Raw genomic sequence first — 26,962 nt, forward strand, 5'->3', positions numbered from 1 at the left:
AGCCGCAGACTGGAGGATCAGTTATGTTTTACGACAGAGAGAGATTGTAATTCCCGCCAACGAGACAAACGCCGGTTCCAACGGGTAAAAATCATATCCGTAATAATTGCCAATAAGGCGACTACAATCGCACCCTGGATAACATAAGCAGTATTAAAACCGCTTAGTCCGATAATAATTGGAGAACCTAGAGTTTTCGTCCCGACAGTTGAAGCGATAGCAGCAGTACCAATATTGATAATGACTGACGTTCGGATGCCCGCGACAATAACCGGTGCTGCCAAAGGCAATTCCACACGCCATAAAATCTGTCGGGCGCTCATCCCCACCCCTTCGGCTACCTCACGGATATCCCTGGAAACAGACTCAATACCCGTAATAGTCCCTTGTAAAATAGGTAATAAACCATAAAGCACTAAGGCAATAATGGCAGGTTTTTCGCTAAAGCCCATCACAGGGACGGCAATAGCGAGTACCGCAACAGGTGGAAATGTCTGCCCCATCGCGACAATAGTTTCTACCACCGAACGAAACTCTTTCCCTGCCGGGCGAGTCACTCCAATACCTGCGCTAACCCCAATGAAAACAGCGATAATACTGGAAATCAGTACTAAAAAAACATGGGCAACCACCAGTGACCAAAATGTATCCTGCATATAAATAGGTCTGTCGAGATCAGGGAATAGCGCCGAAAAAAAACCGCCCAGAGACGTCATACCAAAAACTAAGCCTGCCAGTAAGAGTAATGCCCAACAGAGAGGGTCTTTTAAACAATACAATAATCCTGACTTGAGTTTTTCCAGAGGGATCTCTTTCACATCACCTGTTTTGACAACAGTCGGTTTCATGATCCCCCCTTATCCGCATCAGCTATCAGATCAGCAAAATAAAGCACCCCCAATGATTGCCCATATTCGTCAGCAACCAGTAATTTATCTGTCTGACGCGACACAAACAGGGAGAGTGCTTCACGCAAGCTAGTCGTACCGAGTATTGGTTGTCCAACCAAAGTTTCACCACGCCTGACTCGTTGTTCAGCCCGTCCAAGTGATAACAGCTTGATACCAAGATCACTGCGACCAAAGAAATCACGAACAAAGTCATTAGCGGGTTGAATTAACATTTCAAGAGGTGTCCCTTGCTGAATAACTCGCCCGCCATCCATCAACACTATACGATCAGCCAAACTCAAAGCTTCATCAATGTCATGAGTGACCAAAACAATAGTCCGACCCGATAACTGGTGAATACGGGTAATTTCGAACTGCAATGCTGAACGTGTCACTGGGTCTAATGCACCAAATGGCTCGTCCATCAACAATACTTCTGGATCTGCCGCCAAAGCTCGGGCAACACCTACCCGTTGTTGCTGCCCTCCTGATAATTGATGAGGATAGCGACGAAGAAACTGTTCGGGATCCAGGTGCAATAACTCAAGCAATTCAATAACCCGTTGACGGATTCGCTCCTGAGGCCATTTGAGCAATTGCGGTACGGTGCCAATATTGCGTTCCACAGTCCAATGGGGGAAGAGCCCTATGGATTGGATTGCATAGCCCATGCGACGTCGTATATCTTCGGACTTATAATTACGAATCTCCTCACCAGCAAAATGGATCTCCCCCTCATCATGTTCAATAAGTCGGTTAATCATTTTTAATGTGGTCGACTTACCGGAACCCGAGGTTCCAATCAGCACAGTAAATTCCCCTTTAGCAATCTGTAACGTTAGGTTATCTACTGCCCGTTTGCCGGCAAAATATTTAGTTACCTGATGGAAATGAATCATCGATGCGAAGTATCCATAAAAATAATGATGAATTTAAACAGCGAATCAACTAATACCGCCATCACTATCACGGGGATTACGCCCAACAGCACCAAATCCAATGCACTGCTCAGTAAACCTTGAAATACAATCGCGCCCAATCCCCCCGCCCCAATCAACGCAGCGACAACAGCCAACCCGACGGTTTGCACAGCAATAATACGAACTCCGGATAAAATAAATGGCATTGCAATCGGTATCTGAACCTGAAAGAACAGCTGAGTGCGGGTCATTCCCATCCCTCGCGCCGATTCAACAACACTGTCAGGTACGGCCTCTAACCCAGCAACTACATTGCGTACTAATGGCAATAAAGCATAAAGCACCAGTGCAACGATAGCAGGAGCTAACCCGATACCACTCACCCCATGCTCCGCTAACCAAGGAATAGCCGCAGCCAACCCAGCTAAAGGGGCTATCAGCATGCCAAACAAAGCAATGGATGGAATAGTTTGAATAATATTCAATGTTGAAAAAATGGTGCCTTGAAAGCGATGAGAGCGAAAGCAGAATAGACCAAGGGGAATGCCCAAGAATACGGCAGGTATCAGTGTTGCCAACAGGATTTGAAAGTGTCGCCATAATGCATCATCAAACACATCTTGGCGATTAACGTACTCTTTCATTAATGACAATTGATCAAGTTGCCCGGTTGCCAACAATATTACCACTGGCAGAACTAACAAAACACTCGCCAAACTACGCCAAACAGGATTCACAACCGCACGGGCCAAGCTATCAACAGCAATCAATATGCTCATCCCACTCATCAACCAAAATCCACTACCGAGTGACGTGCGCGCGAGGCTTTCTTCGCTACCAGCAAGTTGTGTAGCTGTTGTTCCAGCCAGTAACAACAGGCTGAACAACAGTATTTCGGCTATCAAAACTGTTGACCAAAACACCACAATATTTTGTTTAAAGAATGCAAAAGCAGATAGCATCAGTATCGGCACTAACAGCCACCAAACAGGCCCTGCTATCAATGATATTAATGAAATACCCTGACCAGAGATCAACCGATTCGGTGCATGGCTCACAAAAGAAAAGCCTACCCCCGATAAAATCATTAAAAGAACCAGCGCCAGCAGAACTCGGTTTTTTACAACCATAAACCCCATCTCCCTGACAGGTAATCTTTTTATAACAATAGATTACCTGTTTATTCGATGGCGCTATAGGCGATAAAATAAATACCTATAGCACCATCCCAGATATACATCACTATCCTTTAACAAACCCTTTTTCTTTCAGATAATTAGCAGCAACTTTCTTCGCATCCTGACCTTCTACTGCAATGCGAGCATTCAGTTTTTGTAGGGTTGCACTATCAAGTGTGGCAAATACGGGATCAAGCAAAGCAGGAATATTAGGATGCGCTTTCAATGTGGCTTCACGAATTATTGGGGTTGGTGCATAGATAGGTTGTACACCTTTAGTATCTTCCAATGTTCGTAGCCCTAATGCAGCGACCGGACCATCAGTTCCATACGCCATGGCGGCGTTAACTCCAGAGGTTTGCTCAGCAGCCGCTTTAATTGTTACCGCCGTGTCACCACCAGCCAATGACAGCAGTTGGTCTTGATTTAATGTGAAACCGTATGCTTGTTGGAAAGCTGGCAGGGCATCAGGCCTTTCAATAAATTCAGCTGAGGCAGCCAATTTGAATTTGCCCCCCGCATTTATCCATTTACCTAAATCATCTAATGTTTTCAAATTATTCGCATCAGCTAGATCCTGACGAACAGCAATGGTCCAAGTATTGTTCGCTGGCGCAGGTGAAAGCCACACCAACTTATTCTTCTCATAATCCAATTTTTTTACTTTTTCATAGCCTGCTTTTGCATCTTTCCACGCAGGGTCTTTTTCATCAGAGAAGAAAAAAGCACCGTTACCCGTGTATTCAGGGTAAATATCAATCTCACCAGCGGTGATAGCTCCACGCACCACTTTGGTAGTGCCCAACTGGGATTTATTGGTTGTTTTAATTCCATTAGCATCAAGAACCTGCACTATAATATTGCCCAGCAATGAGCCTTCAGTATCAATTTTTGAGCCAACACGGACAGTATCAGCAGCCTGTGATGCTCCGCCTGACACAGCCAATATTACTGTGGCTAACGCAAAAATCCGGCTACGGGTTAGGGTCTTTGCCATGCTTTACCTCTATGTGCTCAAGGGTTAATGAAAGTTATCTCGTTAATGTCTGTAAAACGCCGATACTAACAAGGCATAAAACCAAAACCATTAACAAATCAGCAATCATATTAGATTTAGTCAAAAACAAACCAAATAACCAATTGATATTAAATATATTATTCAAGCCACACTAGGCTAGAAGGCTAATCTATCTTATGCATAACAGTATGATAGCTAAGTATTTAAAAGAATTTTGCTGATAAGATTAACCGTTAAGATTACACAAATGGCTGTATATAACAACAGTAAAATACGGGTCGATGAAAACAAGTCCTATGGTTTTATAGGTATCCCAGCGTCCTCGCTTTCACTTTGAGCGGCGCTTTAGACTGACTCGGGCCGCCTATCTCCACTGTCAATCACAGTGTCTCGTATACTCTCAGTCAGAGCTTTATTTTCACTATCGTAAAAGGGATGGATTTCTATCTCCAAAGCTGTAAAAACAAATGCTTCGAACCATTCAGTATAGCCGTTCACCACGAATTGCTCGCTGCGATGCTGATATTGGACTCGACTTTCCAGATAAATCTGGCGTAACCCATACCAAGGTAAAGCAGGTAAATCATGATGGACCAAATGATAGTTGAGGTTTAAAAATAGTAGACGCCACGGCCATGCCGCCTCATTTAAGGTAGAACGTGCTGCGCTATTTTCAGCTGCACGATGCTCAAAAAAGGATCTAACTTTGGTCAGGCTAAGTGCTGGATAGCTAATCACCAAAATATAGAAAATAGCCGAAATACCATAACCAGCCATCCAGTGAAACAATAAGCCAAGTAAACCAAAATGAACCAACCACATCGTAATGGCAGGGCGATCGCCAGTAATAAATGCACTGATTGCGCTGCGAATAGTATCAATGATATCCAGTGCTGGCCCTAGAATTAATCGGCCAATAAAAGTATTGCTAATACGCACAATGCTTTTGAATAATGGCGGCAAACGCTGCCATTGTTCTGCAGTGTAATAATAGCACTCTGGATCTTTTTCTGGGTGAGTCAAGTCTTCGTCGTTGTGGTGCTGAATATGGGAATCACGATAAAGACCATAGGGATACCAAACTGCTAATGGCAAAGTGCCTAATAGTTGATTAAACCGTCGCCAGCGAGTTGGATGACCGTGGATCAGTTCATGTTGTAGCGACATATACCACGCGCTTAATAATATTAGCAATGTACTACCAAGCACCAAGCCTAATTGCTGCCAATAGATAACGCAGGCAAACCAGCCAGTATAAATAATCCCAATCAATATCCAGGTAGGCAATTCCAATCGCCATATCCAAGAACGAAATAACAATTTTATCCGCGCTCGTTGCTGCTCGTTAAGGTAATAAGCGACTCCGGCTTCACGGTGATTCAATTTGGTATCAGCAGAAGACATATTAAAGGCTCATACTTGGCATAATTCTAGCCAGTATTAACTTAATAATCTCTGCTGCTAACTAACTTAAAATACTATGTAAATCTGAGAATGAGATAATCATCCTATATAATGATGTAACAGAGGTCGAAAAACATTGAGCTATTGTCAACCATATCAGTCTTCTACTACATTAACCCAGCACAACTCTTCTGCTGAAATAGCAATAGCATCTAGCACTTTGGAGACTTTCCAACCTTCTTCGAAATCTGGCCACATACGATCTCCAGCAGCAATTCCGTTAATCAAATCACGGATTTCGACCGTTTTTTGGTCGTTAAATCCAATACCATGCCCAGAACTCACACAAAATGCTGCGTAGTCCGGATGTAATGGCCCTGTAAGCAATGTTTTAAATCCTTGCCTGGACTGAGGTTCATCATGACGATAGAGTTGTAATTCCGCCATGCGCTCTTGGGAATAACTAATTGTGCCCTTAGTTCCCGTGACCACATAGGTCAAACCCATTTTACGGCCACATGCAATACGTGATGTCTCTATGGTCCCCATTACTCCATTAGCAAAACGCACGAGTGCTCCTGCCTGATCTTCATTTTCTACCGTCCGTAACAAAGAGGGATTTTTCGGGTCGGGCCGCTGTTTAATGACTGTCTGCATATCCCCACATACACTTGTGATATCACCTACCAGATAATGGGCCATATTGACTATATGGGCGGCTAAATCGCCCAATGCTCCTAACCCTGCCTGCGCCTTAGTACAATGCCAATCTAACGGTGTCTGCGGGTCTGCCAGATAATCTTCATTATGAGTGCCGTAAAAATGCACGATCTCGCCAATCTCGCCATTGGCAATAATCTCCCGTGCTAACTGACTGGTGGGATTCTTTATATAGTTAAATCCCACCAGCGTTTTCACACCTTTTTCACGTGCCGCTTCAGTCATTTCTTTGGCATCTGCTGCATTAAGAGCCAGAGGTTTTTCGGAATAAACATGCTTGCCATGGCTTATAGCCGCGAGAGCAATTTCCTTGTGTAAGAAATTTGGTGCACAAATATCTACTACATCAATAGCTGGGTCGGCTACCAATTCTTGCCAATTTGCAGTCGATCGGGAGAAACCAAACTCAGCAGCACGTTGCCGGGCCAATTCTGGCGTGACTTCTGCCAGCATTTCTAATATCGGTACCCCCTTTAAAGGAAAAACAGTCGCAACCTGTGCATAAGCAATGGCATGGCAACGACCAATATATCCGGTGCCGATAAGGCCAATTCGAACCTTTTGCATTTTATTTCCTCGTCTGGTTAAGATTAACTCCACACCAAAAAACTTTGCATGTTAAAGGTTATACGAAATTAAAATTTCACCTTCAAGTGTAAAATGAAATTAAAAATCCTTTTTGCGAGCCAGTACAATTAATCGGTAAAATCCAATGAAAACTTGCATTAATAAGTATTAAATCTCACCATCTAGCTCACAAAACTAAAGTATAAAAAACAAAAAATGAATTATTAATTTTCTTTCATTATAAAAATGAAAGAAAACCTCAATTTTAGAGGCACTACGCATCACTGATAACTCAAGGTTTCAATACCGTCATTTCGTTATATAGTAAGCACTGCAATGAAGCATTTAACTAAGCTGCTTCTGTATAACTTCGACAGGAAATTTGCGATGAACTCACCTTTTCTGGTAACACCACGATGGCTGGCAGATCATATTAATGATATCGATATCACTATTCTGGATGCCAGAATGTCACCTCCGGGACTGACCCCTAAAAGAAATATTCAGGCCGAGTTTGAACAAGGGCATATTCCTGGGGCTGTTTACTTTGATATTGATGCAGTTGCAGATAACAGCACCGGTTTACCTCATATGTTGCCATCCCCACAAGTATTCAGTGAGATGGCTGGTCAACTAGGGATCAATGAGCAGCAAACCCTAGTCATTTATGATGATGGCAATTTGTTTTCAGCACCGCGAGTTTGGTGGACATTCCGTATATTTGGTGCCAAAAAAGTATATATATTGGCTGGTGGCTTTAGTGGGTGGCAGCAAGCAGGTTTTACATTAGAGAGCGGCCCGACACACCCAACACCTCAAACCTTCAAAGCAATATTCAATGGCGCCGCAGTCAAAAGTGTTGATGAAGTTTTAGCCGCACTAGAAAACAATGAAATACAAATTATAGATGCTCGCCCGGCTGGTCGATTTAAAGCACAAGATCCAGAGCCGCGTCCCGGCCTGCAGTTGGGCCGTATTCCCGGTAGTATTAATGTGCCTTGGGGAAGCCTGATTGAAAATGGCAATCTGAAATCACCACAAGAACTGAAGAGTATTTTTGCCACCCAAGGTGTGGACTTGGCCAAACCTATTATTACCAGCTGTGGCTCAGGGGTTACGGCTGCGGTGATTGTCCTGGGATTAGCTGCAGTAAATGCAACATCGGTATCTTTATATGATGGCTCTTGGGCCGAATGGGGATCATCAGATTCTCTACCAATCGATAACACTCGACTACCATAAAGTCACTTAAATAGTAGACAGGACACGGATACTATCAAGCTCGATATTAGTGCCCTGTCCTCCTACTCTAAATAAAAATCGAACAAAGTTTGAATTCCTAGATATTTCTATTCCAAATATTATTACTATGAAAATAATCTCGTAACCTCTCATTAGCCGTATGCAAGTCAATATATAGTGTGAAATACTTTACCGTCCCACGACTCTCGAAAAATAGATATTCATCAACAGGAACGAGGATTACATTTAATTAAAAAAGGCAGAGAAATTGATATTTTAAATGCATTAAACTATAAAAAATATATTTAAATAAAAAAGGAATAGCATAATACCACTCCTTTCTTACTTGCAATTAACATTGGCCTTTTATATCAAAATAATTACTTTTATTTTTTAGGGCCACGGATACGCAATGTCAAACCTTTCAGGAAATAACGCAATACCTGATCACCACAAGGGCGGAAGTTTTTGCTGCCTTCTTTACGGAACAATGCATTTAACTCAGGCTTAGATACTGGGAATTCGACCGCGTTGAAAACATCGTGCATATCGGTATCTTTCAATTCAAATGCCACACGTAGTTTTTTTAGCACTATATTGTTCGTAATGACTGGCTCTACCGCTGGCGCAGGGAACTTGTCATCCTTACCACGTCTAAAGAAAATCAGGCCATTGAGGAAATGTGCCATCACCAGGTCAGGACAATCCTGATATCCAGCTTCGTCTTCTTTTTTAAGAAAATTAACGACATCCGCATTGTCCACGTCAAAATCAGCCAGCTTAATGATCTCTGTTATCTTGGTATCGTTTACGTTAAGCATATAGCGAACACTACGGAGCACATCGTTGTTGATCATATTACTGCCCTATTCCTATTATTTAGATTAGGCGCGCGCGAATATCGCAAGAAAAAAATCGTCTTTAACGCCTAGCGGGCAGTATTGTATAGATCAACACCGATTTTCTCAATGTAAATCTGGCTGATAATAAAAATACACATATAGCAAAAATTGAAAACCATGACATATAATTATTTATTAGTTATTTCTAATAAATAACTAATAAGGGTAAGAGATAAACAAACAATAAACTTAACCATTAAAATACATATTAAGTCTTAGCTTTAATATTATTAGTTGGTTGATAAAGTAGAATTTCCTCACCAATAATATATTTCTTCCGTAAAGTGGAAGAAACTTTATCCATGATCATTACAATGACAACCATTATTAAAGTAATAAACATAACAACATCCCAATTCCATAGTCTCATATTCTCAGCATAAACTAAGCCTATACCGCCAGCGCCCACAAAACCTAATACTGCGGCCGAACGGGTATTGGATTCAATCTGATAGAGGCTGAGAGCTAAAAAGGTGGGAAAAGATTGAGTGAAAATGCCAAAACGCTGTTTTTGTAATGCATTAGCTCCCAGAGCAGTTAAACCGCGATTAGGTGATTTATCTACCGCTTCATGCCCTTCTGCATAGAGTTTACCGAGTAAGCCCATATCTTGCATAATAATCGCCAGCACCCCAGCAAGTGGCCCCATCCCGACAGCACGGACAAAAATCAGCCCCCAGATCGCCATATCAATACCACGGAAAATATCCAAGAAACGGCGCACGACAAATGAAATAAGGCGTAAACCCGGCGTCGACATCACATTTCGCGCAGCCAAAAATGAAAGAGGCAAAGCAATCAAGGTTGCAGTGATTGTTCCGGCAAAAACAATTGCTAAGGTAATAAAAATCTGACCGAAGTAATATCTAAATGGCCAATTAACAAAATCATGCCAGACAAACATCCGTAAAAAATACCGGCTTATTTGCTGGCTACCATTAACAAATGTCTGCCAGGGAATACCAAAGGTTTTGAAGAAAAAAAGATAATATAAAAAAATGCCTACAGCAATTATCGTGACCGATTTTATATACCGTTTTTGCTGTAAGAAAATCTGCGGATGCTGTTGTTTCACTATTGCCAGCTGCTCGGCGCTCAAGTGGTCTGTCAACATTATGACACGCCCTCTACAACTCGTTTGCGTAATTTACCGGATGTATAATCCAGTAACGAAACTACAATAATAATCAGTAATAATGTCATACTCACCTGATCATAACGATCCAGTTTTATTGAGGTCATCAACTCCTGACCGATTCCCCCCGCCCCCACCAAACCCAAAATGGTCGATTGGCGAAAATTAATTTCCAACCGCATAAAACTATAGGAAAGAAATATGGGTTTTACTTGTGGCCAAAGCGCAAAACGCATCCGTTGTAATTTACCGGCACCACAAGCAGCAAGACCGCGAACAGGTTTATCTGATGCAGTTTCCAATGACTCGTAAAACAACTTAGTTAAGCTACCAATAGTATGTAATGCCAACGCCAAAAAACCGGGAATAGCCCCAATACCAAAAGCCATGACAAACATCACCGCCCATGCCAATTCTGGCATAGTGCGTAAAAAGGCAACAAAGGTGCGAATAGATAATCTCAACCACGATGGACTATGAGTATTATTCGCTGCTAAAAAGGCAAAAATAATAGCAACCATAACCGACAAAATCGTCGATGCCACCGCCAGTTGTAGAGTTTCCCAGATTAGCGGTAACTGAATTGGCAGACGATAACCCCAATAAGCCAAGGAGCCTTCCGTATGACCATCTGCAAATAATTTATGCCAATGGAGTACGGGAATAGTTTCAACTAGATAATCAAAAAAATGCGGAATAGAAATAAAAATAGTATGTAAATTAAACTCAGCAATATTTCCTGCACCAAGATAGATAATTGCCAGCATCAATGACCAAATCAACGTTTCACGTTGTTGTTTAGCGCGAACCTTTTGATAGTAATAGTTAAAGTCTGTATTCAAAATTAGCTACCACCTAAAAATGATAGCCCAGATAAACCAGAGCTATCATATTTTATCCGCAGGACCGACTTAACGGTCGCCTTTGGTTAATTCGCGCTTCATATCAATAATAGTTTGATACTCGCTGAGTGATGTTTCACCAATATGCTGTTTGCCACCCATCGCTTTGATGAAACAACCATGATCTTCTTTATCCAGTTTTTTAACCGCAGCCACTAGCTGCGCTTTAAACTCAGGTGGCAAAGCACCGCGGACTAAAATCGGGCCATTAGGAATAAGGGGAGATTCCCAGATAATACGGAGCTGCTTCATTAAATCTGGGTGATCCATACGAATCATGCGGGTAAATGCGCCGCTAGTATATCCAGTATTATAATCACCGATCATCGATGCCCAAGTTACTGCACCGTCAAATTGGCCATTAATGACCCCAAGAATATCTTGCTCATGCCCGCCAGAGAATGTCACACTAGAGAAAAAATTGTTATATTTGTTATCTGGTGTCCCGCCTAATTTCTGTTTAAATATCTGATTGGGGATCAAGAAACCAGAGGTTGAATCTGGGTCAGCAAAGCCAAATGCTTTACCCTTTAAGTCTTCAATCTTCTGATAAGGGCTATCTGCTTTTACGACGACGACAGAGTGATAGCCGCGAGATTGGTCAGTATCATCAATAGCAATACCTACAATATCAACAGCTTTAGGATCTTTGATATAAACAGAAGCAAAAGAGGAAGGAGACATACTTAATACCAGGTCAATCTTTCCACCTAACAAACCTTGAATAACGCCGGAGTAATCAGATGCGTTATGCAAATTTGTTTTAACATTTAATTCCTTCTCTAAGAATTCCTTAACACATATATTATCGCCAATTTGCTGTGTTGCATTCTGCCCGCCAAGGATACCCAGATTAATTTCTTTTGGTGCATCCGCTGCTGTGGCATTAAATATCATTACACTTGCCACTAATGAGGTAAGACAAAGTACTTTCTTCATTAAAATAACCTATTCTGATAAAGGGATAAGTGGGAGTTAATGCAAAAGCTCAGGTGATTCGTCACTATATATATCCTGAATAATGGTGTCATTTAGCATAGAGGGATGACCGTCAAAAATAATTCGCCCATGAGCAATACCAATAACTCTAGTACAATAATCTTTCACTAAATCGACAGAGTGTAAATTAACAACCACCGCAATATCATTTTCACTTATTTTCTGTAATGTATTCATAATACGAGTCGTATTCTTAGGGTCCAAAGAAGCGACAGGCTCATCAGCCAATAATATTTTTGGGTTTTGCATCATGGCGCGGCAAATAGCAACACGCTGCATTTGTCCACCCGAAAGGTTTTCTGCGCGTTGCAAAGCATGCGGCAGCATATTAAGCCACTGTAATAATTCGATGGCTCTGGCGCGATCCTGGTCCGCAAATATCTTAAAAAATGATTTTAGCGTGGAGGTGTAACTGAGGCGACCTAATAAAACGTTAGTTATAACATCAAGGCGAGGAACCAAACAGAAATCCTGAAAAATCATACCACATTTAGCTCGCCATTTACGCATCTGCTTTGTCGTCAGGGCGGCTATATTTTGTGTTTCGTTATTATCATGGTAATTAATAATTTCACCAGCACTACTGGGAATAGTGCCATTTAAAACATGTAGTAACGTAGATTTACCAGCACCAGAACGACCAATTATTGCGACGAATTCACCCGCATGAAGCTCAAAATTAATATCATCCAGAACTCGGTGTTGTGACTTATACGCCTTAACCAAACCTTTAACAGCAAGTACCTTTTTACGCGGTTCTGACACCGCAGCTGGGTAATCAGCCACAGTGAGTTTGCATAATGCCTGGCCCATGTCATATTTCTCATATTGCCTTTAGTCATGTGCCATTAACGAATATTTCTATTACATATTGATGATATTTTTATGAGAGAAAGGTGACAAAATTTAGCCACCTTTCTTATATTCTTGATGAGCGAGCATTTTCTTGTTTAATGCTTATTTAGTCAAAAAATAATTATTTAAAATCACTATAATAAGCACCTGAAAAGTTGCTAACTTCTTAATTTTCGATAGACAAGCAGCACAACCAGTGAGCCAATAACCGCCACCACAAAGCTACCAAGGTTAAATCCATCAACCTTACCCATCCCAAAGAAAGTACTAATATAGCCACCAACTAACGCACCTACCACACCAAGGATTATAGTCATAATAAAACCACCGCCATCCTCTCCTGGCATAATCCATTTAGCTAAAATCCCAGCGATAAGACCAAAAATAATCCAAGATAGTATGCCCATAAACACCTCCATAAAATTAATTTTCACTGATAGCTGGCTTGCCTATCTCACTTATTACAAACTTAACATTACGGCCTTAAACCACTATCGTCATAGTTAAGTTAAGACCCAAATAACAAAATCTGCAAATCAGATCTGTCATGTCCAGTTGAAATTAAATAATGGACTCACGGGGTGAAAAAATATGATTAACCCCCTGTTGCTGTAGCTTTTTCAGTAAATCATACCCGCCATTCGGCACACTATGGGCAAATTCTCTTTCGCTGGCAAAAATGGGGCTGGCCCAATATATATTAACCGGGTCATCTTGCTGGAGAGGCAATATTAGGCTGTCTGCATTAGCATAAAGCTTTGATGACAAGACATAACCCTCATACCCTTGAGGGGCGACTTCTGATTCCAATGTATGCCCCTCCCCCAGCCAAGTTATTTTACTCCAAGGTACATGAGCAAAACCTGCCAACGCACTAGCCATATGGATAGCATTGTCCTCATTAACAAATTGGCTATCAATCGCTATAGCCATTTCGAAACGCCGATATTTAGCAGCATCGTCATTAAATAATATTTCGACCCATGGTTGGGGACGAATACTAACCCCCAACGTCAGAAAGTAATATATTCCCTCTTTTTCGTGCTGTGAGATAGCCATAGGCGGCCACTTACCTTGATCGATGGCATAATATTTAACCGATGGACCAAAGTGTTGTTCATAGCACTGAATATACTCAGCCTGCAATGCAGGCCATGGATTCCCTTCCTCCTGCTGCCAAACCCGCCAAAATTGGCGAGTATTTTGTGCATGAGTATATTGGGGGTTAGTAGAAGCAGACCCCAAAGGTAATGTTAGCGGATTGTCTTTAATGCAACTGGCAGAATAACAAACAGAGTGATCAATATATAAGCTCCACCCGGGAATAATCGCCAGTAATTGCCCCTGATACCATAATGCTGCGCCATCATCACTTTCTGACCAGATAATCGAAATAAACTGTGCATCAAGTTCAGCCTCGCCAGCTACATTACGGCAAAACTCTGCCGCCAAACGCGGAGCTAGTCCTTGTTCAAGGGCGGTATTATCAGCCGATATTGGAGCTGCGACCAAATTTCTCACCCAGCAAGCGCGGACGGGGAAACGTTCTTCAAATGCTTCTTGCGGATAAATATAGAAGTAGACAACCCGTTGGTCTTGTTGCACCACAGCTACTAATGTCTGGTTTTCATTACTGACTTCGGCCAGTACCTCAGATTCTTTCATATCGCCTCAACTCTATCGGCAAAGGATTTCAGGCTAAACACGCTGTATTGCATGCCGTAAAATAAGTCTATTAGCGGGAGTACACATAATCTTATGCCAATAACTCTATACTGAATAATATAAAAAGGTGATCATAAAAACTCAGTGATAGTGTAAAACGACTTATCCCTTTAAATCATCAGCAAAAGTCTCAAAAATTATCAGTATCAACATGAGTATCTAAACACATATTTTTATAACTGATTCAATATGTTCCTACAGAAGCAGACTCTAATGAGGAAGTATGGCCTAAAGATTAATAGCCAATAGTTGATAGTCTACCGTCTGTTTTCACGCTAAAATGCAAACATTGTTTCTCGTAGAATTGAAGGCTGATATGGCATATATACCGAAGAACTACGCGCGTCTAGAAAGTGGGTATAGGGAGAAAGCATTAAAGATTTTTCCGTGGGTTTGCGGTAAATGCTCACGAGAATTTGTTTATTCCAACCTGCGAGAACTAACAGTTCACCATATTGACCATGACCATAGTAATAACCCAGAAGATGGTAGCAATTGGGAGATGCTATGTCTTTTTTGTCATGACCATGAACACTCTAAATATACAGAAGCAGACCTGTATGGCTCGACGGTGATTGCCGGGGATGATGCGCAGAATGATCAGGGTGTTGCCACCCATAATCCATTCGCCAATTTGAAGTCTTTGATGAAGAAATAAACCTATTTGGCCGTGATACGCAGAGCGGCCAAGACTTTATAATGACAAATCATACAATAGTTAGAAACCGAGCAATTGCCGGTATGAACGGTTTTCTTGTTGTTCTACTAATAATCCCAATCCGTTAGCTAACTCTCGGCATTCTGCCTTAAGATTATCAAGAGCAGCAAAATCATCAGTCATGATGGCTATTTCAGCAAAATTACCTAACTCCGCCAAACTATCAACCGTAACGTGGAACTTCCCAATAAAATAGATGCTACGTTGTTTTTCTAGTGTAAACGCGGGTTGATACCCTAGCGTTGACAACATGCTCTTCACTTTATCGATATCTTCAATATTGCTCGCTTCACAGCGTTCCGTACCCGGCCCCTTGACTATCCATAAACGAATACCTGATGGATTCATTTCGCGTAAAAGCATACTGATCTGTTTAGCCGCTAAATCGCCACCATTAGCTTCCAGATAGATATCTTTTTCATGATTATTGACAGTAAATGGCACTGCTTTATGTATTGCTAACTGTTCATGTAATTGAGTGAGGTTCGATACTTGAAACTTCAACTCAACTTCATATTTACCCACAAAATGCTCACTCATAAAATACCTTATTAATTAGCGTAGTTCTTGTATCCGATCCTATACCTCATCGCGTAATGATCAAAACTCTTATCAAGATATTAAAGGGCGAATCCATCACTATCCTCTGTCTTGCCCTCTCAATTAATCATCAGAGTTAGTAATGTTTAAAACACAGTAATGTGAATACTGAATGCTTTTTAAGCAAAAAAAATGTGAGTAAACTCACAAAGTACACGTTTTATCAGGAAAGCATGCCGCCCCTCATGTTTACTTCATTGCACCAAAATAGCTGTTTCATATCGGACTGAACGCGGGTGTGAGGTCCAACGCTATAAAAAGTAAATGTCATTACAGGGAGCCGCACGAATGAATCACTCTTATGATGAAAAAACGCAAACCTTACTGACTCAATTACAACATATCGTAGGCGCGCGCTACTTATTGACTGGCAAACGACAAACTGAACGCTATCGTTCGGGCTTTAGGTCAGGGGCAGGTTCTGCCCTCGCTGTTGTGTTCCCCTCTACATTGTTACAGCAATGGCAGTTGCTGCAAGCCTGTGTTGCAGCCGATACTATCGTTATAATGCAAGCGGCTAATACAGGGCTGACTGAGGGGTCGACCCCTAGTGGTGATGATTACGACCGCCCCATTGTTATATTAAATACATTGCGCCTTAATCAAATTCAGCTACTCAATGATGGTAAACAAGTCATTGGTTTTCCTGGTAGCACATTGAATCAATTGGAAAAACGCTTAAAACCTTATAATAGAGAGCCTCATTCCGTCATTGGCTCTTCCTGTATTGGTGCTTCCGTCATCGGAGGTATTTGCAATAATTCAGGTGGTTCATTGGTTCAAAGAGGCCCTGCATACACGGAAATGGCGCTATTCGCACAGATTGATGCACAAGGTGAATTGCAATTAATTAACCACTTAGGAATTTATTTAGGCGATACACCAGAAGAGATTTTACAATGCTTGGAGCGAGGCAATTACCCTGTCAGTGATATTGATCAGGGTACCCAACAAGCATCCGATCATGAATATGCGACGCGAGTGAGAGATATTGATGCGTCAACACCGTCACGTTTTAATGCCGATCCACGGCGTCTCTTTGAGGCCTCTGGATGCGCAGGTAAATTAGCTGTATTTGCTGTTCGGTTAGATACATTCCCCAGTGACAAACAGCAGCAAGTTTTCTATATCGGTACCAATCAGACTCAGGTCTTAACTGAGTTACGGCGTGCTATTTTACGTGACTTCAAACATTTACCCGTTGCTGGCGAATATATGCATCGCGATATTTTTGATATTGCAGAAGTGTATGGCAAAGATACATTTGTGATGATCAACAAAATGGGCACCAATAGCATGCCGCGTTTTTTCACCTTAAAAGGTAAAATTGATGCCCGCCTTAATAAGGTTCCCTTTCTAATAGATCATTTAACTGACCGTATTATGCAAGGTTTCAGCCAGGTACTCCCCAATCATTTACCCAAGCGTCTTAAGAGTTACCGTAGTAAATATGAGCATCACTTGATGCTGAAAATGTCAGGTGAAGGGATAGCTGAAGCACAGCAATTTTTAAAAGATTTTTTTGCCACGGCCGAAGGTAATTTTATTACCTGTACTGCTGATGAAGGTAAAAAAGCTTTTTTACATCGTTTTGCCGCGGCAGGAGCGGCTATTCGTTATCACGCAGTTCATGCCGATAAAGTAGAAGATATACTGGCACTGGATATTGCTTTGCCGCGTAATGAGGAACAGTGGTTTGAGACGCTACCACCCGAAATAGATCAATGTCTGGTCGCCAAACTCTATTATGGTCATTTTTTTTGCCACGTTTTCCATCAGGATTACATCGTGAAGAAAGGGGTCGATACGCACGCCCTAAAACAAAAAATGTTGGCGCTTCTGAATGACAAAGGGGCGGAATACCCAGCTGAACATAATGTCGGGCACCTCTACATAGCCAAGCCGGCATTGAAGGCGTTTTACCAGCAGATCGATCCTACTAATAGTTTTAATCCAGGGATCGGCAAAACCTCGAAACTTAGATATTGGCAGACAAAATAACTGTGTTGAGGACGGATATCTGACAAATTAAAATAACTTAAGCATTATCCGAATTCCTGCAACATACCGTATGAATTCTTCCAGACAAACTATAGTCATAGTCTGACACCAACGAAAGTTGGTGTGGCTATCACATGTTGGTTTTGATACGGAGTCTGGGAGAACAAATGAAAATAATACTGTGGATTATTGCGATCATTTTTATTGTCGGTTTATTGACCATTACTGGTGTATTTAAACTGATTTTCTAATTGTTATCAGTAAGGCAATAGCTATTAATCCAATACTATAGGCAGAGTTGCAGGCTGGTTGCAAACTCTGCCTTTCAGTGACTATTACTGTATTTATTCAGTCACTTGAGCTAAACGCCCTTGAGCATCTTTTTGCTGACGATAACTTTTTGCGGCCCCAGGAATGGGTGCAGCCTTGCCAGTTTCCATCCAACTGCGCAGACGGTTCGCATCCGCAAAATGAGTATATTTGCCAAAAGCATCCAAAATAACCAATGCAACAGGGCGATTACCAATAACAGTACGCATTGCCAGACAATGCCCGGCCTGATTGGTAAAACCGGTTTTAGTCAGCTGAATACTCCATTTATCGTTATAAACCAGATGGTTAGTATTGCGGAAAGGCAACGTATAATTGGGGTCACGGAACGTAGCCATTTTCTCGGTCGTGGTACTTAATTGACCAATAAGTGGGTATTGTTTGGACGCTATCAATAATTTAGTGAGGTCACGCGCCGTCGACACATTATTGATCGACAGACCGGTCGGCTCGACATAGCGAGTTTTCGTCATTCCTAGCGATTTAGCTTTTGCATTCATCGCCTTAATAAAGGCGTTATATCCACCGGGGTAATGATGAGCCAAACTGGCTGCTGCGCGGTTTTCCGACGACATGAGTGCCAGCAACAGCATATCTTTTCGGCTAATTTCACTGTTCACTCGAACCCGAGAAAATACCCCTTTCATTTCTTTGGTTTGATGGATATCAACCGAAATAATCTCATCAAGCGGCAACTTGGCATCTAATACCACCATTGCTGTCATCAGTTTGGTGATTGAAGCAATCGGCACAACTTCATCTGCATTGTTGGCATAAATGACTTTATTTGTTTGTAAATCAACAACCATTGCGCTCCCCGAAGCCAATTCAAGAGGGGCCTTTCCTTTAACTTCATTGCCTCCGCCACTCGCTATCGCGGCAGGGACGACACTGATAGAAGTAGATAAAAGCAAGAAACTTAATAGTGCAAAACGGATTTTCACATGCATGTTAGTCAGCTTAAATAGGTTGTGTGGAGACATTATGGTTGATCCGGCGCATTATAAATTACAGTAATGCCCTACGCACCACACATTCTTAAAATGATTGTTACAAAGATTAAAACTGCCTAATCACTGCTCAACAGTAAACATTTCAGAAAGAAAACAAAGCCGAAATTATGATAATGACTATTTTGAAAGATAGTTTTTGTTTATAAAATAATCAACATGAAACGGTAGGCTAGCTTCTGCTGTCAACATTAAATCTTAGTAAATGTATCACCGGACATTTTAATTAATCAAAATAATCTCAACGGTGTATCAATAATGAGAAAAAAAATATGTATTAGATTAAATATCACCCTATACTTGCCAACATAAATTTTTAGATAAATCTAATTTTTAGGTGCTTATATGGGAACAACAATTTTTGGCATTCTCTTCGGAGTATTTTTAATCGCAGCGGGCCTTGCTGACATTCATGATGAAAACTTGGCATCTTTGACATTTTGGGTTGATGCGTTGCTGATTTTTGTTGGGGCAGTATTCCTATTAGGTATTGCTAAATTTATCGGCCGCAAGAAAAAGTAACCTCCAGTTCTTTATCAAAAAAGGCGCTTAAAGCGCCTTTTATTTGCGTTTACCTTACGCCAAATCTGTCATCACCCGTTGAGCAATTTCAAAGTAAATAATCAGGCCAGTGCCATCAATAAAGGTCGCAATAAAGGGGGCCGACACCACCGCAGGATCTATCGATAAGCGCTTTAATACCATCGGAATAATGGAAGAGATAATAGCGCTCCATACTGTGATAGCAACGACAGTTAAGCTCACGACGATAGTGACTTCCATTCCTACCCCAAGGAACCAGGCGCGGATCCAAGCAGCTAAACCAATAGTTGCCGCGACCATTAGAGAAGTAGAAACCTCTTTACGCAATACTGCGCCGATATTGCGTAAACTAACTTCACCTAATGCCATCGCTCGTACTAAAGTGGAGGTAATTTGTGTTCCACTGTTCCCACCCGTACCAATTAATAATGGGATAAAAAATGCCAAGGCAATAGCGGCTTCGAGTTGTTCCTCAAACGCTTTTAATACCGTTCCAGTATAAGCCTCTGCGACAAATAGTAGTAATAACCAAACAACCCGTTTGCGCCATAATGTTACTGGGCTGGTTTGTAAGTATGGCTCATCAAGAGGAAAACTAGCGCCTTGTCTTTGGGCATCATCGGTATTTTCATCTTCAATCAACTCAGCAATATCTTGAGCCCTTAATACTCCCATTAATTTGCCGTGACTTAATACTGGAACGATATCTAAACCGTTTTTTGACAATAGACTGACCGCCTCATGACGCTTCTGGTCTGGCGATACTGAGAAGTAATTTTGATTTATAATTTGAAAAACTTTTATATCTTGCTGTTCTTCCGTCAATAATTTTTTAACTGAGAGTAAACCAAGCAAATGCCGATTATCATTAGTGACCAATAATTGTGTCGGTATTTCATCATCAGAGATATTCTGCAAGAAATAAGTTTTAGCCTCAGCGACTGACATATCAGCAGACACCGTAATATAGGCATCACTCATATAAGCGCCTAAAGTCGATTCCTTATCTTCGCCTGAATGGAGCTGTCCTTGCTTTTGCAAGGCTAAATCGAGATGTGAACTCATAAAAGACCCTATTACTGTTATTAATTAATTAAACAGTCCTCACATAGGGGCGTAACCAGATTAGAGAGTGCTCTATGGCTATCTCCGTGTCTAAGTTTTAGCACTATACAACGTATCTGATTTCTCAGAAGTTACTTTGGGCTATACCTTAATCCGATATAGCCTGTCCTAACCTTGGGCGTCTCTGGACGTCGTCAGATCAGTAACCTGTGTTTGTATAGGAGCCTCGCCTAACGAGATACTGCATTTAAAATGCCCGCACACTATAAGCGTGATACTTAAAACAAATCAAAAAAATAACCATTCTCGTTTAAGGTGTATTTAGTTTTCGCTTAAAATAATAATTAATATTTATTAATGTTTTATTGCTATTTAATCAATTTGAAATAACTCCTGAGATGGTCATTATTCCGACTGTACGAGTATATCCACTTAGGTTATATTCCTTTAAATCCCAGCAAAAATGCCATTATGGTATAGCTATCATCTATATAACATCACCAGAATAAGAAGGAACTTATTGATGCGAACCTTAGTTAATACATCTATATTATTTATGTGTTCTGTCGTAGGAGCGGGGTCTGTATCCGCTAATGAAATAATCTTATGGCGAGAACCCGCTCCTATTGTGAAAGAAGGAAAATATTACAGCCTTATCGTCGATCGGGGGCAACTACAAAAAGCAGTCAAGAATACCAATAATGATTATCTTTTTTCTGAAAAAGGGAACGGTATTAAGCCGTTAGTGTTAATTGGCTCTCCTCTTGAGATTTCAGAGTTTTTGCTTAAAAACGAAACTCGTGGTATCGAAAACCATATCAAAGAACTACCAGATATCTATATGGGCATCACGAATTATGTGCCCCATAAACGTTTTACCGGGTTATTTCCATTGCATGACTTATTAACCAAAAGTGTTGAGCAAGCACTAAAATTCGTGCCGGTAGGTACTATTCTGACTGATGCAGCCGGTATTCCTTCAGATCTAAACGAAATGTATGATGTAATTAAGATATTGAAAAATAAAGATAAAAGTGATGGAAGACTTCTTTATGTCAAGTTTAGCTATCTACCGGAGGATGGAATGAAAAAGGTGGGTAGAAAAACAGTCAGTTTCGGTAAGATACTTAAACAAATGCAGGATGGTAAGAAATAAGCCAACAACGAATAGCAGCAAAAACGGCACCCTGGCAAACACTTTCAATTAGTTCCTGAGTCAGTGCTTGAAATGCCTAAAGCTAAATACGTTGAATAGCGAGCGCAATATCTTTTGAGGTTTTTAATGCGCGGATTTCGCCAAATAAATCCGTGGCTTCAGCATATTCTTTACGCAAATATCCTAGCCACTGTTTGATACGGGCAACATGATATAAGCCCGTATCGCCCTGCTTTTCTAGCTGAACATATTTTTTCAACAGTTTGACCACTTCCGGCCACGGCATTCGCGGTTCGTTATACTTCACGACTCGGCTCAAGTTTGGCACATTCAGCGCCCCTCGGCCTAACATTACGGCATCACAGCCCGTCACTTTCATACACTCTTGTGCGCTCTGATAATCCCAAATTTCACCGTTGGCGATCACCGGAATAGTGAGCCGCTGGCGGATCTCACCGATCGCCTGCCAGTTAATGCGTTCAGCTTGATAACCATCTTCTTTGGTACGGCCATGTACCGCCAGTTCTGTTGCACCCGCTTGTTGTACCGCATCGGCAATTTCAAACTGACGATCGCCCGAATCCCAGCCTAGACGAATTTTTACTGTTACCGGTAAATGAGCCGGAACAGCCTCACGCATGGCTTTGGCCCCCCGATAAATCAGCTCGGGATCTTTCAGCAAGGTAGCCCCACCACCACTGCCATTAACCAGTTTTGACGGGCAACCACAGTTCAAATCGACCCCGTAAGACCCCAAATCAACCGCACGAGCGGCGTTTTCCGCCAGCCATTCTGGGTATTGGCCTAACAATTGGATACGAACCTGAGTGCCAGAGGAAGTGCGGCTCTGATGATGCAGTTCAGGGCACAGACGATAGAAAGATTTTGCTGGCAATAGCTGATCGACCACCCGTAAAAACTCGGTGATACAAAGGTCGTAATCATTGACTTCACTAAGAAGCTCGCGCACCAGTGAGTCTAATACACCCTCCATCGGCGCCAGTATTACCCGCATGCTAATGACCCCACCCCTCTATCCACGCCATGAATAAGCCCTGCCCAGTGCCTATAAAACCAACATAGTATAATAGTAAAAAAGACCGGCAATGATACGGGGGAAGCAGGGAATAAAACAAGGGATAACCCAGTAATGACATGAATTCAGATGAAAAAAAACCGCCTCCGAAGAAGCGGTTTTATCAGCGAATACTTTCTAGCTTATTCGCCTGGATTGCGGCTACGACCACGTGAAGACGGGCCTGCCGGGCGGCGTTGACCATCAGCCTGGCTGCGTGGACGGCTGGTACGGCTATCACCGCGACCTGCTGCACCACCACCATTTTGTGGACGACCCGCACTGCTACCACGGCCCATTCCAGGGCGCTGCGCACCACGGCCCTGACGACCATTTTGAATCGGATCCGCTTTAATGCTTGGGTCCGGCTCATAGCCATCAAGTGCAATACGCGGGATTTCACGTTTCAGTAAGCGCTCAATATCACGCAACAGTTTATGTTCATCAACACAAACCAGTGAAATCGCCTCGCCAGTGCGTTCCGCGCGGCCTGTACGGCCAATGCGGTGCACGTAATCTTCCGGTACGTTTGGCAACTCATAGTTAACTACATGAGGTAACTGATCAATATCCAAACCACGCGCGGCGATATCAGTCGCTACCAATACACGGATTTTACCATCTTTAAAATCAGCCAGCGCACGGGTACGCGCACCTTGGCTCTTGTTGCCGTGAATTGCGGCGGCTGTAATACCGTCTTTATTCAATTGCTCGGCTAAATGGTTAGCGCCGTGTTTGGTGCGGTTGAACACCAATACTTGTTGCCAGTTGCCTTCGCCAATCATCTGAGACAGCAACTCACGCTTGCGGTTTTTATCAACAAAATGAACGCTTTGTGCAATTTGTTCAGACGCTGTGTTACGGCGCGCGACTTCAACAGAAGCAGGGTTATGCAACAACTTGCTGGCTAACCCTTTAATCTCATCAGAGAAAGTAGCAGAGAACAGCAAGTTTTGGCGTTTGGCTGGCAGTTTGGCCAAGACACGACGGATATCGTGAATAAAGCCCATATCCAGCATGCGGTCAGCTTCGTCCAATACCAAAATTTCAATTTTGGACAAATCAACAGCGTTCTGATGTTCCAGATCCAGTAAACGGCCAGGGGTGGCGACCAAAATATCCACACCACCGCGCAATTTCATCATCTGTGGGTTAATGCTAACGCCACCAAATACCACCAGCGAACGCAGCTTCAGGTATTTGCTGTAACTCTGTACGTTTTCGTCAATCTGCGCAGCCAGTTCGCGGGTTGGCGTCAAAATCAACGCACGCACCGGACGACGGCCTTTAATTGGCTGTTGATCCTGACTCAGCAGTTGCAACAACGGCAAGGTGAAACCAGCGGTTTTACCCGTACCGGTTTGTGCACTGGCCATTAAATCACGACCTTCCAGTACCACAGGGATTGCCTGACGTTGAATCGGTGTCGGCACAAGGTAGCCCTGCTCTTCAACAGCACGCAGGATGTCGGCGTTTAGGCCGAGAGAATCAAATGACATATTACGAGAAGCTCCAGATCTTCCCAATCCTGGCGATAACGTCAGGTGCAGTTTCAAGGGAAGATTATCAGACGAGGCATGAATTGAGGCATTACCACGAGGATTGGCACAAACTGCAGTGCACCATTGCGGCTGATTATAGCAGATGTTGGCAAGAAAAGGGAGATTTACGCATTTCTTAAGAATTTTATTAACTCAAACATCAACAGAATTGATTTATTAGCATCGATTAACCCGTTCAGGATCACAAAAACAGGGCGAATTGCGGCCATAACTTTACATATTCTCAGTAGAGACCTAAAGTTAATCATACGATTGATTTGCTATTTGGCTATCATTATTATTAGCGCAAATCTTATCCATTTTTACCCAAAGTAATTGGAGTTGCAGGTAGGCAGCAAGCGAATGAATCCCGATGAGCTTACACAGGTAAGTGATTCGGGTGAGTGAGTGTAGCTAACAACCCTGCGGCTTCAAGTACGCTGGGTATATTGAGTATGGAGCCTATGTCTCATTCCACACCTCACTATTTAACACCATCAATACCGATGACAACCCGCGGTGAACAAGCGCGCCAACAACTGATACAGGCTGCGACCGAACTGTTCGGCGAACTGGGTTTGAAAGGGGCAACCACCCGCGAGATTGCACAACGGGCAGGACAGAATATTGCCGCGATTACCTACTACTTCAATTCTAAAGAAGGTTTGTATCTGGCGGTAGCACAACAAATTGCGGATTTTATCCGGCAGACATTTGCACCACTGGCATTGGATATTGACCAGTTTCTGCGTCTGCCGAGCCAGGAGCAAAGTCCAGAGCAGCAGTTACATTTTATTCGCCGTGGTTTGCTGGAATTCAGCCATTTAATGACACAGCCGGAAACGCTAAATATCAGCAAAATCATGGCGCGTGAGCAACTCTCTCCCAGTGATGCATATCTGCTTATCCATGCTCAGGCTATTGCGCCCTTACACCAAAAACTGAATTTGTTGCTGGCGGCATTCATTGGTGCTGATGCAAGTGCGACGAAAACCATTCTTCATACTCATGCATTGATTGGCGAGGTTCTGGCTTTCCGCATGGCGCGGGAAACTATCCGCCAGCAAGTGGGTTGGCTGGAGATTGGTAAATCTGAAAGCGAGATGATTAATCAAGTGCTTATCGAACATATTGACCTGCTGCTTTATGGGCTGCGGGCTAAATCGGCACAATGAGTATCTTAAGTAGGTCGTTATAAAAATTGTAACTATAAAAGTTGTAGTTATATCCAAAGAAATTGGAGTTGCAGGTAGGCAGCAAGCGAATAAATCCCGATGAGTCTATTCATTTAAGGTCAACAACCAGTAAATGATTCGGGTGACAAATTTGCCCGGAGCAGATTTGAACACTGCTTGCAGCAGCCTCGCAGAGGCGAGGCCCATGGACGGGCCGAGTAGCTAAGACAGCTAACAACCCTGCTGCTTCAAGGGCGAAGGGTATAAAAATCGGTAATAGATAGGGAGCATTATGAATCGCAAGAAGATTATAGTGGCCGTCGTCATCGTCGCTTTGCTGGCGACCATCGGTTACGGATGGAATTATTATCGTCAACAACAGGACGCGACATTGACATTATATGGCAATGTCGATATTCGCACCGTGAATCTTGGCTTTAGGGTCGGTGGTCGGCTGGCTTCTCTGGCGGTTGATGAGGGGGATAAAGTTCAGCCGGGCGAAGTCTTGGGCAAACTGGATGACGGCCCGTATCTCAATGCTCTCAAACAGGCCCAGGCCAATGTGCAAAGTGCGCAAGCCCAGTTGGATTTACTGAAAGCGGGCTACCGGGAAGAAGAAATTGCCCAAGTGCGGTCTGAAGTCTCTCAGCGCGAGGCCGCATTCAGTTATGCCGACAGCTTCTTAAAACGCCAACAAGGGCTGTGGGCAAGCAAGGCCGTATCAGCCAATGAGCTGGAAAATGCCCGTACCGCGCGCAGTCAGGCCCTGGCTAATCTGCAAGCATCAAAAGATAAACTCGCCCAATACTTGAGCGGTAACCGCCCGCAAGAAATCGCGCAGGCCGAAGCGAATCTGGCGCAAAGTGAAGCTGAATTGGCGCAAGCCCAACTCAACTTGCAAGACGCCACCTTGCTTTCGCCTTCTGGCGGAACCGTGCTGACGCGCGCAGTGGAGCCGGGCACTATTTTGTCTGCCAGTAATACCGTCTTTACACTCTCACTGACGGATCCGGTTTGGGTGCGGGCCTATGTCAGTGAACGCCACTTGGGACAAGCCATACCGGGGACTGAGGTCAAAATCTTTACCGATAGCCGCCCAGGTAAACCTTATCACGGCAAAATTGGCTTTGTTTCACCGACCGCCGAATTTACCCCTAAGAGTGTGGAAACACCGGACTTGCGAACCGACCTGGTTTATCGCTTGCGAATTATTATTACCGATGCTGATGAGTCACTACGCCAAGGTATGCCGGTCACCATCAGTTTTGCACAACCTTAAGGCGGCATAAGT

Annotated in this window: 25 protein-coding genes and 1 riboswitch; of the genes, 7 read left to right on the plus strand and 18 right to left on the minus strand. The window is 42.8% G+C overall.

The window, feature by feature from the left end; genetic code table 11:
* Positions 1-17: 17 nt before the first annotated feature.
* The 6 genes from OVO64_RS11300 to OVO64_RS11325 all read right to left on the minus strand — a co-directional run bounded on the left by OVO64_RS11300 (position 18) and on the right by OVO64_RS11325 (position 6,697).
* Positions 18-716, minus strand: coding sequence for an ABC transporter permease (locus OVO64_RS11300; RefSeq protein ID WP_145509534.1), 699 nt, complete (start codon positions 714-716; stop codon positions 18-20).
* Positions 717-844: 128 nt separating this feature from the next.
* Positions 845-1,789 (minus strand): ABC transporter ATP-binding protein, encoded by a 945-nt coding sequence (locus OVO64_RS11305; protein ID WP_038634470.1) that lies wholly within the window; start codon positions 1,787-1,789, stop codon positions 845-847.
* A complete protein-coding gene (locus tag OVO64_RS11310) occupies positions 1,786-2,940 on the minus strand; it encodes an ABC transporter permease (protein WP_038634474.1) in 1,155 nt (384 codons plus the stop codon). The genes OVO64_RS11305 and OVO64_RS11310 overlap by 4 nt, the downstream gene beginning before the upstream one ends.
* A gap of 112 nt (positions 2,941-3,052) precedes the next feature.
* The gene (locus tag OVO64_RS11315; protein ID WP_038634478.1) at positions 3,053-3,985 is read right to left on the minus strand and encodes an ABC transporter substrate-binding protein; all 933 of its coding nucleotides are present in this window, start codon (positions 3,983-3,985) and stop codon (positions 3,053-3,055) included.
* Between the two features lie 366 nt (positions 3,986-4,351).
* Positions 4,352-5,410 carry a fatty acid desaturase gene (locus OVO64_RS11320; protein ID WP_145585815.1) on the minus strand — a complete coding sequence of 353 codons (1,059 nt, stop codon included), beginning with the start codon at positions 5,408-5,410 and terminating at the stop codon, positions 4,352-4,354.
* A gap of 156 nt (positions 5,411-5,566) precedes the next feature.
* On the minus strand, positions 5,567-6,697 hold the full coding sequence (locus OVO64_RS11325; RefSeq protein ID WP_038634483.1) for a Gfo/Idh/MocA family protein: 1,131 nt from the start codon (positions 6,695-6,697) through the stop codon (positions 5,567-5,569).
* Positions 6,698-7,084: 387 nt separating this feature from the next.
* Here OVO64_RS11325 and sseA point away from each other — a divergent pair, with 387 nt between their 5' ends.
* Positions 7,085-7,939 carry a 3-mercaptopyruvate sulfurtransferase gene (gene sseA / locus OVO64_RS11330; RefSeq protein ID WP_038634486.1) on the plus strand — a complete coding sequence of 285 codons (855 nt, stop codon included), beginning with the start codon at positions 7,085-7,087 and terminating at the stop codon, positions 7,937-7,939.
* A gap of 386 nt (positions 7,940-8,325) precedes the next feature.
* Here the strand turns inward: sseA and OVO64_RS11335 are convergent, their stop codons facing one another.
* From OVO64_RS11335 to OVO64_RS11365, 7 genes are all read right to left on the minus strand, one after another.
* Positions 8,326-8,796, minus strand: coding sequence for a DUF1456 family protein (locus OVO64_RS11335; RefSeq protein ID WP_032820273.1), 471 nt, complete (start codon positions 8,794-8,796; stop codon positions 8,326-8,328).
* A 253-nt stretch (positions 8,797-9,049) separates the two neighbouring features.
* Positions 9,050-9,955 carry a phosphonate ABC transporter, permease protein PhnE gene (gene phnE, locus OVO64_RS11340; protein ID WP_038634490.1) on the minus strand — a complete coding sequence of 302 codons (906 nt, stop codon included), beginning with the start codon at positions 9,953-9,955 and terminating at the stop codon, positions 9,050-9,052.
* The gene (gene phnE / locus OVO64_RS11345) at positions 9,955-10,818 is read right to left on the minus strand and encodes a phosphonate ABC transporter, permease protein PhnE (RefSeq protein ID WP_267248771.1); all 864 of its coding nucleotides are present in this window, start codon (positions 10,816-10,818) and stop codon (positions 9,955-9,957) included. Before phnE (OVO64_RS11345) ends, phnE (OVO64_RS11340) begins: the two co-directional genes overlap by 1 nt.
* 69 nt (positions 10,819-10,887) lie before the next feature.
* The gene (gene phnD, locus OVO64_RS11350) at positions 10,888-11,817 is read right to left on the minus strand and encodes a phosphonate ABC transporter substrate-binding protein (protein WP_038634495.1); all 930 of its coding nucleotides are present in this window, start codon (positions 11,815-11,817) and stop codon (positions 10,888-10,890) included.
* Between the two features lie 36 nt (positions 11,818-11,853).
* A complete protein-coding gene (gene phnC / locus OVO64_RS11355; protein WP_145587003.1) occupies positions 11,854-12,690 on the minus strand; it encodes a phosphonate ABC transporter ATP-binding protein in 837 nt (278 codons plus the stop codon).
* A 200-nt stretch (positions 12,691-12,890) separates the two neighbouring features.
* Positions 12,891-13,139 carry a GlsB/YeaQ/YmgE family stress response membrane protein gene (locus tag OVO64_RS11360; protein ID WP_004391521.1) on the minus strand — a complete coding sequence of 83 codons (249 nt, stop codon included), beginning with the start codon at positions 13,137-13,139 and terminating at the stop codon, positions 12,891-12,893.
* Between the two features lie 154 nt (positions 13,140-13,293).
* Positions 13,294-14,397, minus strand: a complete 1,104-nt coding sequence (locus OVO64_RS11365) for a suppressor of fused domain protein (RefSeq protein ID WP_050291426.1) — start codon at positions 14,395-14,397, stop codon at positions 13,294-13,296.
* A 376-nt stretch (positions 14,398-14,773) separates the two neighbouring features.
* On the opposite strand from OVO64_RS11365, the gene yajD reads away from it, so the two are divergent.
* Entirely contained in the window at positions 14,774-15,115 is a 342-nt protein-coding gene (yajD, locus tag OVO64_RS11370) for an HNH nuclease YajD (protein ID WP_005158894.1), read from the plus strand.
* A 60-nt stretch (positions 15,116-15,175) separates the two neighbouring features.
* Here yajD and OVO64_RS11375 read toward each other — a convergent pair whose 3' ends face one another.
* Positions 15,176-15,715 (minus strand): class IV adenylate cyclase, encoded by a 540-nt coding sequence (locus OVO64_RS11375; protein ID WP_038634506.1) that lies wholly within the window; start codon positions 15,713-15,715, stop codon positions 15,176-15,178.
* A 348-nt stretch (positions 15,716-16,063) separates the two neighbouring features.
* Between OVO64_RS11375 and dld the strand changes: the two genes are divergently transcribed.
* A complete protein-coding gene (gene dld, locus OVO64_RS11380) occupies positions 16,064-17,776 on the plus strand; it encodes a D-lactate dehydrogenase (protein WP_050291427.1) in 1,713 nt (570 codons plus the stop codon).
* Between the two features lie 344 nt (positions 17,777-18,120).
* Here dld and pbpG read toward each other — a convergent pair whose 3' ends face one another.
* Positions 18,121-19,056, minus strand: a complete 936-nt coding sequence (gene pbpG, locus OVO64_RS11385) for a D-alanyl-D-alanine endopeptidase (RefSeq protein ID WP_038639635.1) — start codon at positions 19,054-19,056, stop codon at positions 18,121-18,123.
* Between the two features lie 405 nt (positions 19,057-19,461).
* Here pbpG and OVO64_RS11390 point away from each other — a divergent pair, with 405 nt between their 5' ends.
* A complete protein-coding gene (locus OVO64_RS11390; RefSeq protein ID WP_004391528.1) occupies positions 19,462-19,638 on the plus strand; it encodes a hypothetical protein in 177 nt (58 codons plus the stop codon).
* Between the two features lie 54 nt (positions 19,639-19,692).
* Here the strand turns inward: OVO64_RS11390 and OVO64_RS11395 are convergent, their stop codons facing one another.
* On the minus strand, positions 19,693-20,724 hold the full coding sequence (locus tag OVO64_RS11395) for a magnesium transporter (protein WP_120011178.1): 1,032 nt from the start codon (positions 20,722-20,724) through the stop codon (positions 19,693-19,695).
* A 75-nt stretch (positions 20,725-20,799) separates the two neighbouring features.
* Positions 20,800-20,969, minus strand: a riboswitch (M-box (ykoK) riboswitch).
* A 278-nt stretch (positions 20,970-21,247) separates the two neighbouring features.
* Between OVO64_RS11395 and OVO64_RS11400 the strand changes: the two genes are divergently transcribed.
* Complete coding sequence (locus OVO64_RS11400) at positions 21,248-21,880, plus strand: hypothetical protein (protein ID WP_038634516.1); 633 nt, start codon at positions 21,248-21,250, stop codon at positions 21,878-21,880.
* 82 nt (positions 21,881-21,962) lie between these two features.
* Here OVO64_RS11400 and dusC read toward each other — a convergent pair whose 3' ends face one another.
* Together dusC and rhlE are read right to left on the minus strand one after the other, a co-directional pair.
* Entirely contained in the window at positions 21,963-22,895 is a 933-nt protein-coding gene (dusC, locus tag OVO64_RS11405) for a tRNA dihydrouridine(16) synthase DusC (RefSeq protein WP_038634519.1), read from the minus strand.
* A 203-nt stretch (positions 22,896-23,098) separates the two neighbouring features.
* Positions 23,099-24,454 (minus strand): ATP-dependent RNA helicase RhlE, encoded by a 1,356-nt coding sequence (rhlE, locus tag OVO64_RS11410; protein ID WP_038634522.1) that lies wholly within the window; start codon positions 24,452-24,454, stop codon positions 23,099-23,101.
* Between the two features lie 506 nt (positions 24,455-24,960).
* Here rhlE and cecR point away from each other — a divergent pair.
* Both cecR and hlyD read left to right on the plus strand, forming a co-directional pair.
* On the plus strand, positions 24,961-25,671 hold the full coding sequence (gene cecR, locus OVO64_RS11415; RefSeq protein WP_050291429.1) for a transcriptional regulator CecR: 711 nt from the start codon (positions 24,961-24,963) through the stop codon (positions 25,669-25,671).
* A gap of 292 nt (positions 25,672-25,963) precedes the next feature.
* Entirely contained in the window at positions 25,964-26,950 is a 987-nt protein-coding gene (gene hlyD / locus OVO64_RS11420; protein WP_038634528.1) for a secretion protein HlyD, read from the plus strand.
* Positions 26,951-26,962 lie beyond the last annotated feature (12 nt).

Origin of the sequence: Yersinia sp. Marseille-Q5920 (assembly GCF_946902935.1) — a bacterium.
Classification (GTDB): domain Bacteria; phylum Pseudomonadota; class Gammaproteobacteria; order Enterobacterales; family Enterobacteriaceae; genus Yersinia; species Yersinia rochesterensis.